At 75.2% G+C, this 16,564-nt stretch carries 14 protein-coding genes and 1 pseudogene; 7 read left to right on the top strand and 8 right to left on the bottom strand.

The window, feature by feature from the left end; genetic code table 11:
- The 4 genes from KSNIM_RS08100 to KSNIM_RS08085 all read left to right on the top strand — a co-directional run.
- On the top strand, positions 1-1,203 hold a 1,203-nt coding region (locus KSNIM_RS08100; RefSeq protein ID WP_263102540.1), incomplete at its 5' end, for an aldehyde dehydrogenase family protein.
- Entirely contained in the window at positions 1,200-2,240 is a 1,041-nt protein-coding gene (locus tag KSNIM_RS08095) for a proline racemase family protein (RefSeq protein WP_263102539.1), read from the top strand. The genes KSNIM_RS08100 and KSNIM_RS08095, both read left to right, overlap by 4 nt.
- A complete protein-coding gene (locus KSNIM_RS08090) occupies positions 2,240-3,148 on the top strand; it encodes an ornithine cyclodeaminase family protein (RefSeq protein ID WP_411543850.1) in 909 nt (302 codons plus the stop codon). The genes KSNIM_RS08095 and KSNIM_RS08090 overlap by 1 nt, the downstream gene beginning before the upstream one ends.
- A 40-nt stretch (positions 3,149-3,188) precedes the next feature.
- On the top strand, positions 3,189-3,896 hold the full coding sequence (locus KSNIM_RS08085; RefSeq protein WP_263102537.1) for a GntR family transcriptional regulator: 708 nt from the start codon (positions 3,189-3,191) through the stop codon (positions 3,894-3,896).
- 25 nt (positions 3,897-3,921) lie between these two features.
- Here the strand turns inward: KSNIM_RS08085 and KSNIM_RS08080 are convergent, their stop codons facing one another.
- The 5 genes from KSNIM_RS08080 to KSNIM_RS08060 all read right to left on the bottom strand — a co-directional run bounded on the left by KSNIM_RS08080 (position 3,922) and on the right by KSNIM_RS08060 (position 10,966).
- Entirely contained in the window at positions 3,922-4,194 is a 273-nt protein-coding gene (locus KSNIM_RS08080; RefSeq protein ID WP_263102536.1) for a hypothetical protein, read from the bottom strand.
- 116 nt (positions 4,195-4,310) lie between these two features.
- A complete protein-coding gene (locus tag KSNIM_RS08075) occupies positions 4,311-5,978 on the bottom strand; it encodes an allophanate hydrolase (RefSeq protein ID WP_263102535.1) in 1,668 nt (555 codons plus the stop codon).
- Positions 5,975-9,547, bottom strand: coding sequence for an urea carboxylase (gene uca / locus KSNIM_RS08070; RefSeq protein WP_263102534.1), 3,573 nt, complete (start codon positions 9,545-9,547; stop codon positions 5,975-5,977). The genes KSNIM_RS08075 and uca overlap by 4 nt, the downstream gene beginning before the upstream one ends.
- Positions 9,548-9,554: 7 nt before the next feature.
- Positions 9,555-10,160: an urea amidolyase associated protein UAAP2 gene (locus tag KSNIM_RS08065; RefSeq protein WP_263102533.1), complete on the bottom strand. Its 606-nt coding sequence runs from the start codon at positions 10,158-10,160 to the stop codon at positions 9,555-9,557.
- The gene (locus tag KSNIM_RS08060; protein ID WP_263102532.1) at positions 10,157-10,966 is read right to left on the bottom strand and encodes an urea amidolyase associated protein UAAP1; all 810 of its coding nucleotides are present in this window, start codon (positions 10,964-10,966) and stop codon (positions 10,157-10,159) included. Before KSNIM_RS08060 ends, KSNIM_RS08065 begins: the two co-directional genes overlap by 4 nt.
- Before the next feature lie 120 nt (positions 10,967-11,086).
- Between KSNIM_RS08060 and KSNIM_RS08055 the strand changes: the two genes are divergently transcribed.
- The gene (locus tag KSNIM_RS08055; protein ID WP_263102531.1) at positions 11,087-11,782 is read left to right on the top strand and encodes a TetR/AcrR family transcriptional regulator; all 696 of its coding nucleotides are present in this window, start codon (positions 11,087-11,089) and stop codon (positions 11,780-11,782) included.
- Positions 11,783-11,805: 23 nt separating this feature from the next.
- Here the strand turns inward: KSNIM_RS08055 and KSNIM_RS08050 are convergent, their stop codons facing one another.
- Positions 11,806-13,302, bottom strand: coding sequence for an amino acid permease (locus tag KSNIM_RS08050; RefSeq protein ID WP_263102530.1), 1,497 nt, complete (start codon positions 13,300-13,302; stop codon positions 11,806-11,808).
- Positions 13,303-13,786: 484 nt separating this feature from the next.
- Between KSNIM_RS08050 and KSNIM_RS08045 the strand changes: the two genes are divergently transcribed.
- Both KSNIM_RS08045 and KSNIM_RS39405 read left to right on the top strand, forming a co-directional pair.
- Positions 13,787-14,560: a maleylpyruvate isomerase N-terminal domain-containing protein gene (locus KSNIM_RS08045; RefSeq protein WP_263102529.1), complete on the top strand. Its 774-nt coding sequence runs from the start codon at positions 13,787-13,789 to the stop codon at positions 14,558-14,560.
- A gap of 18 nt (positions 14,561-14,578) precedes the next feature.
- Positions 14,579-15,004: pseudogene (locus KSNIM_RS39405) on the top strand (transposase); the annotation flags it as partial.
- A gap of 60 nt (positions 15,005-15,064) precedes the next feature.
- On the opposite strand, the gene KSNIM_RS08040 reads toward KSNIM_RS39405, so the two are convergent.
- A complete protein-coding gene (locus KSNIM_RS08040; RefSeq protein WP_263102528.1) occupies positions 15,065-15,961 on the bottom strand; it encodes a haloalkane dehalogenase in 897 nt (298 codons plus the stop codon).
- Between the two features lie 2 nt (positions 15,962-15,963).
- Positions 15,964-16,452 carry a MarR family winged helix-turn-helix transcriptional regulator gene (locus KSNIM_RS08035; RefSeq protein WP_263102527.1) on the bottom strand — a complete coding sequence of 163 codons (489 nt, stop codon included), beginning with the start codon at positions 16,450-16,452 and terminating at the stop codon, positions 15,964-15,966.
- Positions 16,453-16,564: the final 112 nt, after the last annotated feature.

Below are 16,564 nucleotides of genomic sequence, written 5' to 3'. Positions count from 1 at the left end.
GCCCGCGCCGCCACCCTCGGCCGCGCCGCCGACGCCCTCGAGGCCGCCGCCGAGGAACTGGCCCGGCTCGCCGCCCGCGAGGTCGGCAAGCCGCTCGGCGAGGCCCGCGGCGAGGCCGCCCGCGCGGTCGCCATCCTCCGCTACTACGCGCAGGCGCCCTACGCCCCGGTCGGCGCCGTCCACGACACCGCCGCCGGGCCCGGACTGCTGCTCACCCGCCGCCGCCCGCACGGCGTCGCCGGGCTCGTGACCCCCTGGAACTTCCCGCTGGCGATCCCGGTCTGGAAGGCCGCCCCGGCGCTCGCCACCGGCAACACCGCCGTCCTCAAGCCCGCCCCCGAGGCCACCGCCTGCGCGCTGCGCCTCGCCGAACTCCTCGGCCTGCCCGAGGGCGTGCTCACCGTGGTGCCCGGCGGCGCCGAGGAGGGCGCCGCCCTGGTCGACACCGCCGACGTGGTCTCCTTCACCGGCTCCACCGCCGTCGGGCAGCAGGTCGTCGCCGCCACCGCCGCCCGCGGCATCCCCGCGCAGGCCGAACTCGGCGGCCTCAACGCCGCGATCGTGCTGCCCGACGCCGACATCGAACAGGCCGCCGACCACCTCGCCGCCGCCGTCGCCGGGTACGCCGGCCAGAAGTGCACCGCCACCGGCCAGGTGATCGCCGTCGGCGCCGCGTACGAACCGCTCCGCGAGGCCCTCGCCAAGCGGCTCGCCGCCGCCGACCGCGGCCCCGTCATCGGCGAGACCGCCCTCGACCGCCTCACCGGCGCCGTCGACTCCGCCCGCGCCGCCGGGGCGACCGTCCTCACCGGCGGCGGCCGCACCCCCGGCCCCGGCTGGGGCTTCGAACCCGCACTGCTCGCCGACGTCCCCGCCGGCCACCCGCTGCGCACCGAGGAGTACTTCGGCCCGCTCGCCGTCCTGCTGCCCGCCGCCGACCTGGACGAGGCGATCGCCCTCGCCAACGCCGGACGGCACACCCTCGCCGCCTCCGTGCACACCCGCGACCTCGACACCGCGCTCGCCGCCGCCGACCGGCTCGCCGCCGGCATGATCCGGGTCAACGCCCCCACCACCGGCGTCGACTTCCACCTGCCCTTCGGCGGCACCGGCTCGGCCGGCTACGGCGGACGCGAACAGGGCGCCGCCGCCCTCGAGTTCTACACCGCGAGCCGCACCGTCACGCTCCTCCCGGGCGCATGAGCACCCCACCCGGGCCCGCCGTGGTCGAGGCCGTCGACTACCACACCGCGGGCGAGCCCTTCCGGATCGTCAGCGGCGGACTGCCGCCCGTCCCCGGTGAGAGCGTCGCCGAACGCCGCGCCGTCGCCATCGGCGCCGGCGGCACCGCCACCGCACCACGCCGGGGCCCGCTGGACGACCTGCGGCGCCTGCTCACCCGCGAACCCCGCGGCCACGCCGGGATGTACGGCGGCTTCGTGGTGCCGCCCGACGACGACGGCGCCCACCTCGGCGTTCTGTTCTGGCACAAGGACGGGTACTCCACCGCCTGCGGCCACGGCACCATCGCCCTCGCCGCCTGGGCGGTCGACACCGGCCGGGTGCCCGCGCCCGCCGACGGCACCGCCGAGGTGCGGATCGACGTCCCCTCCGGGCGGGTCGCCGCCACCGTGCAGCGCAGCGGCGGACGCACCACGGGCATCGCCTTCCGCAACGTGCCCGCCTTCGTCACCGCCCGCGCTCTGGACGTCAGCACCCGGTACGGGCCCTGCACGGTGGACGTCGCCCACGCCGGCGCCTGCTACGCCTTCGTCCGCGCCGCCGACCTCGGGCTGAGCGTCACCCCCGCCCGGCTGCCCGGCCTCACCGCCGCGGGACAGGCCGCCCGCGCCGCCCTCGAAGGCCACCCCGCCACCCGGCACCCCTTTGACGACCGGCTCTCCGGCGTCTACGGCACCGTCCTGTACGAGACCCTGCCCGACACCGCCGACGGCCCCGCCCAGCGGAACGTCACCGTCTTCGCCGACGGGCAGATCGACCGCTCGCCCTGCGGCTCCGCCACCTCCGCCCGGCTCGCCCTGCTGGCCGCCGACGGCCTGCTGCCGGTCGGGAAGGCACTGCGCCACGAGTCGCTGATCGGCACCGCCTTCACCGGGCGGGTGCTCGGCGAGCGGGACGGCGGGCTGCTCACCGAGGTCACCGGCACCGCCCACCGCACCGGCGAGCACCGCTTCCTGCTCGACCCCCACGACGACCTCGGAGCGGGCTTCCTGCTGTGATCCCCCACCTGCCGCTCACCCTCGACCCGGCCGCGGCCGTCCGCGCCCTCGCCGACGCGCTCGCGGCCGGCCTCGACCCCGAGACCGCACCGCCGCGCACCGCCGTCCCGGTGCCGGCCGGCGAACTGCTGCTCATGCCCGCCGCGGCCGGCCGCTACGCCGGTGTGAAGATCGCCGGGGTGGCACCCGCCAACCCCGGCCGCGGCCTGCCCCGGATCACCGGCGGCTACCTGCTGCTCGACGGGCCGACCCTGCAGCCGCTCGCCCTGCTCGACGGCGCCTCGCTCACCGCCCTGCGCACCCCCGCGGTCACCGCCCTCGCCCTCGACCGGCTCGCCGTCCCCGACGCCCGGCACCTGGTGCTCTTCGGCACCGGACCGCAGGCGTACGGGCACCTCGCCGCGCTGCTCGCCGTCCGGCCGCTGGAGCTGGTCACCGTGGTCGGCCGCCGCCGCGGCCCCGCCGAGGAACTCGCGGCACACGCCCGGTCCCGCGGCACCGCCGCGGCGGTCGGCGGACCGGACGCCGTTGCCGAGGCCGACCTGGTCGTCTGCTGCACCACCGCCCGCAGCCCGCTCTTCGACGGGCGGCTGGTGGCGCCGCACGCCGCCGTCGCCGCGGTCGGTTCGCACGAACCGGACGCCCGGGAGGTCGACACCGCGCTCGTCCGCAGGTCGGCGCTGTACGCCGAGGCCAGGTCGGCGGCGCTGCGGGAGGCCGGGGACCTGGTGGCGGCCTTCGCCGAGGACGGCCCGGTACCGCTTGCTAATCTTTCAGAACTGGTGACAGGTGCGGCAGTTGTCCCCCATGATCGGCCACGGCTGTTCAAGAGCGTCGGCATGGCCTGGGAGGACCTTGCGGTCGCTGCCGCCCAGTACGAGAGCACCACCGGGCTCGGCGCAACGTGACATTGTACGATGGGGTCCAGTACACCTCCGGAGGCACACCATGGCGGACCTCAAGCCCCGCGCCCTCATCTCCGTCCAGGAGAGACTGCGCGACCAGGTCGCCCACGCCCTGCGCGCGGCCCTGATCTCCGGCGAGCTGCGCCCCGGCGTCGTCTACTCGGCACCCGCCCTCGCCGCCGACTTCGGCGTCTCCGCCACCCCCGTGCGCGAGGCCATGCTCGACCTCGCCCGGGAGGGCCTCGTCGAAGCCGTCCGCAACAAGGGCTTCCGGGTCACCGAACTCAGCGAGCGCGACCTCGACGAGTTCACCGAGATCCGCGCGCTGATCGAGGTCCCCACCGTCGGACGGGTCACCCGCACCGCCACCCGCGACCAGCTGGAGGCCCTCCGCCCCGCGGCCGAGGCCATCGTCGCCGCCGCCCGCGAGCACGACCTCATCGCCTACCTGGAGGCCGACCGCCGCTTCCACCTCGGCCTGCTCGGCCTCGCCGGAAACGCCCGGCTCGTCGAGACCGTCGGCGACCTCCGCAAGCGGTCCCGGCTGTACGGACTCACCCGGCTCGACCAGCGCGGCGAACTGGTCTCCAGCGCCGAGGAGCACCTGGAACTCCTCGACCTGATGATCGCCGGCGACGCCGAGGCCGCCGAGGAGTGCATGTCCCGCCACCTCGGACACGTCCGCTCGCTCTGGGCGGCCGGACTCGAAGCCGCCGCCGAGCAGGAGCCGCTGCGGCTCCGCGCCCGCTGAGACGCCCGACCCGCGCCGGCGAAGGTCACCAGCCGGGCCGGCGCTCCGGCGCTATCGCCACCGACAGGTCCTCCGGCGAGCCCAGCGGACACGGCCGGCCGTTCAGGAGGGCCGCGGCTATCGTCACCTGGTCCGACCACTCGATGACCAGCCGGTCCCGCCCGCGGACGTAGCAGTTCCGGCCCCAGACCCGGCTGCGCCCCGCGATCTCCGGGAAATCGGCCGGGCCCGCGGACAGCGCGCGCGACCAGCCCGCCCGTTCGATCTCCTGATCCCAGAAACCAGGGCCAGCGATCATGGCCACCTCCTTGCAAGTGCACGACACCTTCACATCCCGGGCCGATTCGGGGCAAGTCAGGTGCCGGGTTTTCGGGAGATGCCGGCGGGGTGGGCCGGTCCGGTGCGCCCGGGTGATCACGCCCCTGGTGGAGCGCCCAGGTAGGAGCGCCATCCGCCGGTGTGCGTGATGTCCTCGGCTCCGGTCAGGGCGGTGGGTTCGCAGAGGAAGCCCGGGGTGCGGGTGCCGTCGGCGAGGAGGACGGGGCCGAGGGCCATGGGGTGGGGGAGGGCGGCCAGCAGGGTGCCGAGACCGGCGGCGGGGAGCTCCCAGAGCTCGCCGGTGACGGCGGCGCCGTCCGTCCCGACCCGGACGAGGCCGGGTTTGGGCGGGACGGTGTCCAGGGCGTACAGGCGGTAGGTCGGTGCCGTCTTTACCTCGCCGCAGAACCGGCCGCCCAGGGCGGCGAGTTGGCCGTTGAGGGGCTGGCCGGTCAGGTGGGCGCCGAACACCGCCAGCCGGACGGGGGGTTCGGTGAGCAGGCGGGCGAGGGTGCAGAGCCGCGCCTCGGTGTCGGCCCGGCCGACCAGCATCACGCCGAAGGGCAGCCCCCGGACGGTGCCCGCCGGTACCGCGATCGCGCAGAGACCCAGCAGGTTGGCCGAGTTGGTGAACCGGCCGAGCCGGGCGTTGCTGCCGGCCGGGTCGTCGGCGACCTCGGCGAGGGTCGGGTGCCAGGTGGTGGTGGGCAGCAGCAGGGCGTCCGCGTCGCCGAGTTCGGCCAGCGCGGCGGCCCGCAGGCCGTCCAGCCGGGCCAGGTCGGCGTACAGCCGGTGGGCGGGGAGGTGGCGGGCGGCGCCGATGATGCCGGCGACCACCGGGTCGAGGCCGTCGCCGCCCTTCTCCGCCAGCGCGTCCACGAACTCGCCCACCGCCGTGTACCGTTCGGCCACGAACGCGCCCTCGTACAGCATCGCCGCCACCGTGTCGAAGGGCGCGAGGTCGAGGCCGCGCAGTTCGGCGCCGGCCGCGGCGAAACGGTCGGCCGCCGCGGCGAACGCCTCCGCCCAGCCGTCGGCGAGGACGTCCGGTGCCAGGGGTGCCGGGACGGCGATGCGCCAGGGGCCGGGGCGCCTGGCGGGAGGAGCGGCCGGCGCGGGGTCGGCGAGCAGCCGCAGGGCGGCCTCCGCCTCGTCGACCGTCCGGGCGAACACCGACACGCAGTCCAGGCTCGCGCAGGCGGGCACCACGCCCTCGGTGGGCACCCGGCCGGGGGCGGGCTTGAGGCCGACGATGCCGTTGAGGGCGGCCGGCACCCGGCCCGAGCCGGCGGTGTCGGTGCCGAGCGCCAGGTCCGCGATGCCGAGGGCGACGGCCACGGCCGAGCCGGAGCTCGACCCGCCGGCGATCCGCTCCGGGTCGGCCGTGCCGCGCACCGCGCCGTACGGGCTGCGGGTGCCGACCAGGCCGGTGGCGAACTGGTCGAGGTTGGTGGTGCCGAGGACGACCGTGCCGGCCGCGCGCAGCCGGGCCACGGCCGGGGCGTCCCGTTCGGGCAGGAAGGCGTAGCCGGGGCAGCCGGCGGTGGTGGGCAGCCCGGCGACGTCGATGTTGCCCTTGACCGCGCAGACCGTGCCGGCCAGCGGCAGGTGCTCGCCGGCGGCGACCCGGGCGTCGACCAGGGCGGCCTCCGCCTCGGCCTCCGCCTGCGGACGGAGGTCGATCCAGACCTCGGGCCGGTCGGCGGCGGCGATCCGCGCGTACGCCCGGCGGACCCGCTCCACGGCCCCGACGGCGGCGCTCACGCGATCGCCCCCAGCACCACGAGCGGGCTGCCGGCCTCGACCTGGTCGCCGGAGCCGACCAGCAGCTCCGCGACCACGCCGTCCCGGTCCGCGATGACCGCCGACTCCATCTTCATCGCCTCCAGTGCCATCAACTGCTGTCCCTTGCGGACCCGTTCGCCCGGTGCCACGTCGACCTTCCACACGCAGGCGGTGAACTCGGCCTCCACCACACTGCCACCCGGCGGCGGGGTGACGGTGCGCGGCGCGGCCGGTGCGGTGCCGGCCGCCCGCTCGGCCCGGTCGAACTCGCCCGCCTCCTCCCAAGCCTGCCGCTCTGCCGCGAAGGCCGCCGCCTGGGCGGCCCGGAACTCCGCGATCGGGCCGGCGTTCTCGTCGAGGAAGCGCAGGTGGTCCGCCAGCGCGAACTCGCCCTCCTCGACCTTCAGCGCGAACCGGCCGGCCGCCATGTCGGCCCGCATCTCCAGCAGTTCCTCCGCGGAGACCGGGTACCAGCGGATCCGGTCGAAGAACCGCAGCAGCCACGGTGCACCCGGCTCGAACGGTCCGCGCTGCTGCCAGCCCGACCACATCTGCACCGTCCGCCCGACGAACTGGTAGCCGCCCGGCCCCTCCATGCCGTACACGCAGAGGTAGGCGCCGCCGATGCCGACCGAGTTCTCGGCCGTCCACGTGCGGGCCGGGTTGTACTTGGTGGTGACCAGCCGGTGCCGCGGGTCCAGCGGGGTCGCCACCGGCGCGCCCAGGTAGACGTCGCCGAGCCCGAGCACCAGGTACTCGGCGTCGAAGACCGTGCGGTACACCTCGTCCACGTCCGCGAGGCCGTTGATCCGCCGGATGAACTCGATGTTCCACGGGCACCAGGGCGCGTCGTCCCGGACACCCGCCATGTACCGCTCGATCGCCTCCCGGGTCGCCGGGTCGTCCCAGGACAGCGGCAGGTGGACGGTGCGGCTCGGCACCACCAGCCGGTCGGTGGCGGGCAGCGCCCGCTCGATCTCCCGGACCAGCAGCATCAGTTCGGACAGCGGCAGGACGTCCGGGTCGACGTGCACCTGCAGCGAGCGGATGCCCGGGGTCAGGTCGACGACGCCCGCCGGCCGCCGCGCCGCGAGCCGTTCGGCCAGCGCGTGCACGCGCATCCGCAGCGCCAGGTCGAGCTGCATGGGCCCGTACTCGACCAGCAGGTTGTCGTCGCCGCTGCGCCGGTAGGTCACGCTCGGCCGGTCGGGCGCCCCAGGGGTGCGGTGCAGCACGCCGCCGTCCACGATCGCCGGGCGGGAGGCACGCGGTGCGGCGGCCGGCGTGCCGCGCAGCGCGACGGCGTCCTCGGCGGTGACGGGCACGAAGCGGACGGTGTCGCCGGGGCGGAGCTGGCCGAGCTTCCAGCGCTGGCCGGAGACGACGGTCGCCGGGCAGACGAAGCCGCCGAGCGAGGGGCCGTCCGGGCCGAGCAGCACCGGCATGTCACCGGTGTAGTTGACGGCGCCGACCGCGTACGGGGTGTCGTGGATGTTGGACGGATGCAGGCCGGCCTCGCCGCCGTCCGGGCGGGCCCAGGCGGGCTTCGGGCCGACCAGGCGGACGCCGGTGCGGGCGCTGTTGAAGTGCACCGACCAGTCGGCGGCGTAGAAGTCGGCGATGTCCTGTTCGGTGAAGAACTCCGGTGCGGCGTGCGGTCCTTCGACCGCGGGCAGTCGCCACTCGGAGGTGAACCCGGGGCGGTCGGCGACCGGGCCCGCGCCTTCGCCGAGCCGTCCGGTGCCACCGTGCAGCACGTCGCCGGTGCGCAGCGCCCGCCCGCCGTGGCCGCCGAAACCGCCGAGGGTGAAGGTGGCGGCGCTGCCGAGGAAGTCCGGGGCCTCGATGCCGCCGGCGACCAGGAGGTAGCAGCGCAGGCCCGGGCCCGGCGGGGCGGGGACGTCCAGCAGGCCGCCGGCCGGGACGAGCACCGGCTCCCACTGCGGCACCGGCCGGCCGTCCACGGTGACGGCGGTCGGCGCGCCGGTGACGCAGACCCAGGTCGGCGCGGTGAAGCGCAGTGCAGGGCCGAGCAGGGTGCACTCCAGGCCGGGGGCGCCCTCGGGGTTGCCGAGGGCCCGGTTCCCGAGCCGGAAGGAGAGGTCGTCCATCGGACCGCACGGCGGTACGCCGACGTGCCAGTAGCCGGTGCGGCCCGGCCAGTCCTGGACGGTGGTCTGGGTGCCGGCCCGGACGACCTCGATCCGCGGGGTGGGGTCGGCGACGTGCGCCAGCGTGCCGGTGTGGTGGTCGGCCGCGGTGACCTCGGGCACGGAGGGGACGGCGCGCAGCAGGCCGAGGTTGGTCTCGATGCCGTGGATGCGGGTGCCGTCCAGCGCGTCGGTGAGCCGGGCGAACGCATCGGCCCGTCCGGTGCCGTGCACGATCACCTTGGCGAGCATCGGGTCGTAGGCGGTGGTGACCTCGGTGCCGGTCTCCACCCAGGTGTCGACACGGACACCGGGCGGGAAGACGACCTCGGTGAGCAGTCCGGCGCTGGGCCGGTGGTCGCGGCTCGGGTCCTCGGCGTAGACGCGGGCCTCGACCGCGTGGCCGTCGGGTGCGCCGACCTCGCGGACCACCGACCGGTCGCCCTGGGCGAGCCGGAGCATCCACTCGACCAGGTCGACCCCGTACACCGCCTCGGTGACCGGGTGCTCCACCTGGAGGCGGGTGTTGACCTCCAGGAAGTACGCCTCCTCGCGGGCGGCGTCGTAGACGTACTCGACGGTGCCGGCCGAGCGGTAGCCGACGGAGGCGCACAGCTCCCGCGCGGAGTCGGCGAGCTGACGGCGGACCCGGTCGGGCAGGCCCGGCGCGGGCGCCTCCTCCAGCACCTTCTGGTTGCGGCGCTGCAGCGAGCAGTCCCGGTCGCCGAGGGTGACCACCCGGCCGGTGCCGTCGCCGAAGACCTGCACCTCGACGTGGCGGGCGTGCTCGACCAGCCGCTCCAGGAAGACGCCGGCGGTGGCGAAGCTGGCGGCGGCGACCCGCTGCACCCGTTCCCAGGCGTCGGCGAGCTCGGCGGCGTCGCGGCAGGCCTGCATGCCGATGCCGCCGCCGCCACCGGTGGCCTTGAGCATCACCGGATAGCCGACCGCCTCCGCGGCGGCCAGGGCGGCGGGCAGGTCCGGCAGCAGCCCGGTGCCGGGCAGCAGCGGCACGCCGGCGGCCTCGGCGGCGGCGCGGGCGGTGTGCTTGGCGCCGAAGACCTCCAGCTGGGCCGGGGTGGGCCCGACGAAGGCGAGCCCCGCGGCCTCCACCCGCCGGGCGAAGGCGGCGTCCTCGGAGAGGAAGCCGTAGCCGGGGTGGATCGCGCCCGCGCCGCTGTCGTGGGCGGCCTGCAGCACCAGGTCGGTGCGCAGGTAACTGTCCTTGGCTGCGGCCGGGCCGAGCCGCACCGCGTGGTCGGCGAGCCGGACGTGCGGCGCGGAGCGGTCAGGGTCGGAGTACACGGCGACGGTGGCGATGCCGATCCGGCGCGCGGTGCGGACGATCCGGGCGGCGATCTCGCCGCGGTTGGCGATCAGCAGGGTGTCGTAGGCCATGTCCCGCTCAGTCCTCGGTGATCGTCATGCGGACGGGTGTGGGGTCGAAGCCGTTGCACGGGTTGTTGATCTGCGGGCAGTTGGAGACCAGCACCAGCACGTCCGTCTCGGCCCGCAGCACGACCCGCAGGCCCGGCGCGGAGAGCCCGTCGACGATGCCGAGGGTGCCGTCGGCCTCGACCGGCACGTTCATGTACCAGTTGATGTTGGAGACCAGGTCGCGCTTGCCGAGGCCGTGCCGGGCGCCCTCGGCGAGGAAGTTCTCCACGCAGGCGTGCTGCGACCAGGTGTGGTGGCCGTAGCGCAGGGTGTTGGACTCCTTGGAACAGGCGCCGGCGATGGTGTCGTGCCGGCCACAGTCGTCCTCGACCACGGTCATCAGCGGGGTGTGCTCGGTGGAGAGCAGCACGGTGCCCTTGTCGACGAAGACCGACCCCTGGGCCTGCAGGGTGTCGGCGGCGCTGTAGCGGATCGACGTGTCGTGCGCGTCGTACAGCAGGCAGTCCACGGCCTGGTTGCCGTGCAGGTCGGTGACGGTGAGGAGCTGCCCGCGGCGGACGACGGCGGACCAGGCGCCGCGGGCGGGCACCTCGGTGTCGAGCAGGACGGTCATCGGGCCCCCAGGGCGGCGGTGTTGAGGTGGGCGCGGTGGCGTTCGGGCGTGGCGTCCCAGTGCGGGTCGCCGGGGCCGGTCACCTCGCCGGGCACGGCGGTGACCTGCAGCGGCGAGCACTGCCAGGCCGGGCGCGGGTCCAGCGGGTGGGCGGTGTTGGCGAGCAGCAGGGTGGTGTGCTGCTCCAGCCTGAGGACGACTCTGGCGCCGGGGCCGGCCGAACCGGTGGCGTGCAGGGTGCCGTCCGCCGCGACGGTGACGCCCCGGAAGAACGAGACCGGGGCGGGCAGGTCGCGCCGGGTCAGGCCGTGCTTGGCGGCGGCCAGGGTGAGCAGCTCGCGCCCCGCGGGGGAGGCGCCGTGCACGGCGCCGTCGCCGTAGCGGGCGGTGTTGCGGGCGGCGGTGGAGGCGCCGGCCAGTGCGTCGTGCCGGCCGGAGGTGTCCTCGACCAGGGTGGCGAGCACCCGGCCCTGGTCGGAGAGGAGCTGGCTGCCCTCGGTGAGGTAGGCGTTCCACTGCACCTTGACGGTGTCGGCCGCGTTGAGCCGCTCCCAGGGGCGTCCGGTCACGTACAGCAGGAGGTGGGCGCAGGCGTCGCCGTCCCGGTCGGTGAGGGTGACCAGGGTGCCGGCCGGGAGGACGAGGTGGCTGTAGCCGCCGGCGGCGACGGTCTCGGACCACAGGGTGCCCGGGGGCGGCGGCAGCAGCGGCATGCAGTCGACGACCGTGCCCGCCTGGGACCTGGCGTGGGCGCGGGCGGCCGTGGTGGTGGCGGTGCCGGCCTCGGCCTCGTGGATTTCTGTCATGCGACAGAAATTAGGGAGGGTCGGCTTCGCCGCCATTGCCCGTGCGTAACACGGGAGTTACCGTCCCCTCACCGTGATCGCCGGCCGCCGTGACGTGCGGTGGTGTGCGAGGATCGCCGGGTGTCCGCCACCAGTCGTCCGACCGCCCGCGCCGTCCGTACCGCCACCACCTCCGGACGGGTCGGCCGGCCGCGCGCCCAGGGCCCCTCGGCGAGCGGTCTCCCCCCGCGCGAGCAGGTGCTCGCCGCGGCCGCCGAACTCTTCACCCGCAACGGCTACGCCGCCACCACCACCCGCGCCGTCGCCGAGCGCGCCGGAATGCGCCAGGCCTCGATGTACCACTACTTCGCGGGCAAGGAGGACATCCTCGCCACCCTGCTGGAGAGCACCGTCGAACCCTCGCTGGCCTTCGCCACCACACTGCTCGCCGACCCGGACGCCGACCCCGCCCCCCGGCTGTGGGCGCTGGCCGCCAGGGACTCCGAACTGCTCTTCGGCGGCCTGTACAACCTCGGCGCGCTCTACCAGCTGCCCGAGGTCCGCGGCGAGCGGTTCGCCGGCTTCCGGGGCGCCCGCGAGGCACTGAAGGCGGCCTACGGGCGGCTGCTCGCGCTGCTCGACCCCGGCGCGGACGCGGCCCTGCGCACCGACCTGCTGTTCGGCCTGGTGGAGGGCGGGGTCGCGGTCGCACGGGAAGGCGGCGGCCGCACGGCGGAGCCGGTGGCCCGGGCCGTGGCGGACGCCGCGCTGCGCTTCGCCGGCTGCGGCCCGGAGCGTGCCGAAGCCGCCCGCCGGGAGGGCGAGCGGCTCCTGTGAGGGCCGGCCGGCGCGGCCCGCCTTCAGCGGCGGCGCAGCCGGTACGCCGCACCTGTCGCGACCGCGCCGACGAGCACCAGCACCGCGAACCACCGCAGGTACCAGTGGCCGCCGTCCGGGTCGTAGACCGAGGCACGTGGCCAGGCCAGGTTGACCGTCATCGCCACGCCGTAGAGCAGGGCCAGCGCGTTGACCGGCAGCCCCCAGCGGCCGAGGGTGAACAGCGGCCGGCCGGTCTCGTCCACGTCCGGGCCGCCCTCGCCGAGCGGCAGCCGGCGCAACCGGCGGACCAGCAGCGCGCCGACGACCAGCGCGTAGGCCGCGTAGACCAGCACGATGCAGGTCGCGGAGAGCGCCAGGAAGGCCGCCGGCGAGGCCAGGTTGAGCAACAGGAAGGCCACCGCCGGCACGCCCACCGCGAGCGCCGCCCACCGCGGCATGCCGCTGGCCGGCGCCACCGCGGCCAGCCTGCGGGCGCCGGGCAGCGCGCCGTCCCGCGCCATCGAGAACACCATCCGGGTACCGGCGGTCTGCATCGCGAGGGTGCCGACGCAGACCGCGACCGCCACGTCGGCCAGCAGCACCCGGCCGAGGCCGTCGCCGAGGCTGCTGGTCAGCACGTACGAGAGGCCCTCGGTGGCGAGCCTGCCGTCCGTCAGGCTGGGGGCGGCCAGCACACCGCCGAGCAGCAGCAGACCGCCGCTGACCCCGGCCGCGGCGAGCGCGGTGAGGATGGTCCGCGGCGCGGTGCGGCGCGGGGCGACCGTCTCCTCGGAGAGCTCGCCGGCGCTGTCGAAGCCGATCATCACGTACGCCGCGGTGAAGGCCCCGACCAGCAGCGTCCAGAAGCCGCCGCCGGTGGGGGCGGTGTGGAGCACCGCGCCCACCGGCTGCTCGGTGTGGGTGAACAGCAGCACCAGGATCAGCGCGATGCCGGCGAGTTCGGCCGTCACCCCGATGCCGTTGACCAGCGACAGCACCCGGTTGTCCACGGCGTTGACCAGGGTGGTCAGCGCGATCAGCGCGGTGCCCAGCAGCACCGCGTTGGCCGCGCCGCTCGCGGTCGTCGGCGCGGGGTCGCCGCCCACCAGCTGGAAGCCCGGCCACAGCGCGGGCAGCACCACCTGCAGGGCGAGCGCCGCGGCGGTGACCACCACCACCTGGCCGAGCACCATCAGCCAGCCGGTGAACCAGCCGTACACCGGGCTCGCCAGCCGGGTCGCCCACTGGTAGATCGCCCCGGAGATCGGGTAGCGGGCGGCGAGTTCGGCGAAGCAGGCGGCCACCAGCAACTGCCCGGCGAGCACTGCCGGCCAGGTCCAGACGAAGGCCGGGCCGGCCGCGCCGTAGCCGAAGGCGAAGAGCTGGAAGACCGTGGTCAGCACCGAGATGAACGAGAAGCCCGCCGCGAAGGAGCCGAACCTGCCGATCGTGCGGTGGAGTTGCTGCGGGTAGGGGATCGCTCCGGCGGACGGCGGACCGGAGGACCCGGCGGGAGCGAGCGATGTGCTGGTGGTCATGGGGCACCGGCCTTCCGCAGGCGTTTTCTGTCGGGTGACAGAAATTAGGGCCGGTCGGATTCCCGCGCGTTGCCCGTCTGTTGCTGCGAGGTTGCCGTGTGCTCACCGGCCGCCCGGCGGACCGGGAGCCGTCCGCGAAGAGCATCCGCCGGTCAACCCGGGGCCGGTGAGGGCCTGGGGGCTGTCCTGGCGATCACGGGGGGAGCAGCGGGCGCAAGCCGCTCTCGCCGAGCGTCCGTCAGATCACCCCTGTGCCCCACAGTCCTGTCAACGGCTCGCCTGATCGCCAGGCCACGGCCCACCTCGCTCCAGTCCTCCGGAGCTGGCGCCGCCGGGCCGCACACACCACTCAGGCAGCTGACATCGGCCAGGGGTGCGGGATTGCTGGGAGTGACTTCGTAGCCGGCGCTCCGCCCGGCCGTCGACGCGTTCGTCCGACAAATTCGCTACCCGGCGGCCGGAGCGCCGTGATACACAACCCGGCGTGCAAAAAATCTTGGAATTCCCCGAGGTCCTGCGGCTGATCGAAGACCGCTCGGCCGCGTTCCGCGCCGCGATCGCGTCCGCCCCCGACCTTGACGTCCAGGTCCCGACCTGCCCGGACTGGACGCTGCGCGAACTGGTGCAGCACCTCGGCGACGGCCGCCGCCGCCAGGCCGCCATCGTCGCGGCGGGCCCGGGCGCCGAGCCCCCGGCGAGGACGGACCCGAAGGGCGCCCCGACCGCGCCCCGCGACCGCGAAGCCCTGGACGCCTGGCTCGCCGAGTCGACCGAGCTCATGCTCGACGCGATGCGCGAGGCCGGCCCGGACCGCGGCTGCTGGACCTGGTGGGGCCGCTCGCAGGCCCCGGAGACCAGCGGAGCCGTGGCCCGGCACCAGATCCAGGAGATCGCCGTCCATACCTACGACGTCCAGCTCACCCAGGGCGCCGCACAGCCGCTGCCGACCGACGTCGCGGTCGAGGGCGTCGACGAGTTCCTGACGACCGTCTCGGCGACGACCGTCCCCTGGCCGTTCAAGCCGGCGACCATCGACCTGCACGCGACCGAGGGCCGCTCCTGGCGCCTGACCCTCAACGCCGACGGCGTCCGCTGCGACGACCTCGCCGCCGACGCGGAGCCGGGCGACATGGCGATGCGAGGCGCAGCGAGCGACCTGGTTCTCTACTTCTACGCGCGCGTCCCGCTCGACGGCCTGGAGACCACCGGCGACACCGAGCCGATGGAGCAGCTCGCAGACTGGGACCCGAACGCGTAGAACGCGCACATGTGACGCATGTCGGTGGTGCCCGCGCTCCTGCGGGCGCCACCGGGCCCGGGCTTGCGGACATCGCGCGGCTGCGGGCAGGCTGCGGACCTGCTGTTCAAGGGCGAAGGGGTCGCGCTCGTCCTGACGTGCGGTCAGCGGGTTGACCGCACCCGGTTCGAGGCTGTCATGGAACGGATCCGGGTGCCCGCCCGGCCTCGCACGACACCCGACAGCGTCAGCGTCAGCGTCGACAAGGGCTGCAGCAGCCGTCGCACCCGTGCCTACCTGCGTGGACGCGGGATCCGGCACGTCATCCCGGAGAAGGCCGACCGAGCGGCCCGGCCGTCGGCGGCGCGGGAGCACCGATGGCCACCCGGCTTCGACCAGGAGCGGTACGCCAGGCGCAACACCGTCGAGCGGGCCATCAACACGCTGGAACAGTTCCGCGCGGTCGCGACCGGATACGACGAACGCGCTACGTCCACCTCGGCACCGTCACGGCCGCAGCGCTCGTCATCCGGCTCCGCCCGTGATCGCCAGGCCAGCCGCCGGCTGGGCGAAGTGGCGGCCCGCCCAGGCGGTGACCGCTGCGGCGATCTCCTCCGGCCGGTCCTCCGGCGCCTGGTGGCCGGCCGGACCGCAGTGCACCGTCTCCAGGCCGGCGATGTTCGCCGCGCACCAGGCCGCCATCGCCGGGTCGATCATCAGGGTCGGCGAGGAGTCGAAGGTCAGCAGCAGCTTGGGTACCTCGGGCGTACCGCCCAGCCAGTCGCCGTACGCCTTCACCCGCGCGACCACGTCGGCCGGCTCGTCGTCCAGCGGCATCGCCCGCGGCCACTCCAGCAACGGACGCCGGCTCTCCCGGGTCGGGTAGGGGCTGCGGTAGACGTCGAGGTCCGCCTCGGCGAGCCCGGTGAGTACGGTCTGGTCGAACGAACCCTCGATGAAGACGTTCCGGTCCAGCACCAACTCCTCGCCCACCCCCGGGGTGCGGAAGGCCTCGAACCGGGCCCGGGCCGCGGCCGGATACTCCGACCAGGCCATCGGCCGCACGATCGTCTCCATGAAGACCACCCCGCGCACCCGCTCCGGCAGCCGGGCGCCCCGGTCGAAGGCGAGCGCGCCGCCCCAGTCGGTGCCCACCAGCACCGCCGCCTCCAGCCCGAGCGCGTCGAACCAGGCGTCCAGGTACCGGGCGTGGTCCTCGAAGCGGTACGGGACGTCCGGCTTGCCGGAGCGGCCCATGCCGATCAGATCCGGCGCGAGCACCCGGAACGGGCCGCCGATCCGGGGTATGACGTTGCGCCACAGATGGGACGAGGTCGGGTTGCCGTGCAGCAGGACGAGCGGCGTCCCGCTGCCCGTCTCCTCGAAGTGCACGGCCGAGTCCAGGACGGCGATCTCGGGCATGGCTACTCCTCCGTTGCTTCGGGCGGGGTGTCGAGCAGTGCGTCGAGTGATGCGTCGAGCAGGGCGGTCAGATCGCGGACGAGCGCCTCGGTGCGTTCCGCCGCCGGGCCGCCGAGCGGCGCGGTCAGCTGTTCCAGGAGCCGCTGGACCACGGCGATCGCGCGGCGTGTGGTCTCCCGGCCGCCGGTGGTCAGCGACAGCCGGACGGCGCGGCTGTCGGCCGGGTCCTTGGCCCGCTCCAGCAGGCCCTCGGCCTCCAGGGTGCGGGCCAGCTTGGAGACGTAGAGCGCCTCCAGGCCGGTGTGGTCGGCGAGTTCGCGCTGGCTGGGCTGCGCCCCGGAGCGCTGGACGCCGTACAACGAGGCCAGCAGGGCGTACTGCGCGTGGGTGAGGCCGAGCGGGGCGAGGGCCCGGTCGACGGCGACCCGCCATTTCATGGCCAGCCGCCAGACCAGGAAGCCGGGCGTCGGGCCGGGGGGATCATTGCTCATGGCAGATACGGTACATGGCTATTAAGTACATGGCTACTATTTCGGCGGGCCTCGGGTGGGGTGGAGGCTGGCTGCGGCGGGGGAGCGGTTGAGCGGCTGCGGGTGGGGGGGC

It is taken from the genome of Kitasatospora sp. DSM 101779 (genome assembly GCF_025655475.1).
In the GTDB taxonomy this organism is placed as follows: domain Bacteria; phylum Actinomycetota; class Actinomycetes; order Streptomycetales; family Streptomycetaceae; genus Kitasatospora.
Note: the sequence above shows the minus strand (reverse complement) of the source record. Positions and strands in the feature narration are given on the sequence as shown.

Coding starts and splice junctions, on each gene's coding strand:
- KSNIM_RS08095 (WP_263102539.1), top strand. CDS start 1,200: ATGAGCACCCCACCCGGGCCCGCCGTGGTCGAGGCCGTCGACTACCAC.
- KSNIM_RS08050 (WP_263102530.1), bottom strand. CDS start 13,302: ATGACCACCAGCACATCGCTCGCTCCCGCCGGGTCCTCCGGTCCGCCG.
- KSNIM_RS08085 (WP_263102537.1), top strand. CDS start 3,189: ATGGCGGACCTCAAGCCCCGCGCCCTCATCTCCGTCCAGGAGAGACTG.
- KSNIM_RS08065 (WP_263102533.1), bottom strand. CDS start 10,160: ATGACCGTCCTGCTCGACACCGAGGTGCCCGCCCGCGGCGCCTGGTCC.
- KSNIM_RS08040 (WP_263102528.1), bottom strand. CDS start 15,961: ATGCCCGAGATCGCCGTCCTGGACTCGGCCGTGCACTTCGAGGAGACG.
- uca (WP_263102534.1), bottom strand. CDS start 9,547: ATGGCCTACGACACCCTGCTGATCGCCAACCGCGGCGAGATCGCCGCC.
- KSNIM_RS08060 (WP_263102532.1), bottom strand. CDS start 10,966: ATGACAGAAATCCACGAGGCCGAGGCCGGCACCGCCACCACCACGGCC.
- KSNIM_RS08080 (WP_263102536.1), bottom strand. CDS start 4,194: ATGATCGCTGGCCCTGGTTTCTGGGATCAGGAGATCGAACGGGCGGGC.
- KSNIM_RS08035 (WP_263102527.1), bottom strand. CDS start 16,452: ATGAGCAATGATCCCCCCGGCCCGACGCCCGGCTTCCTGGTCTGGCGG.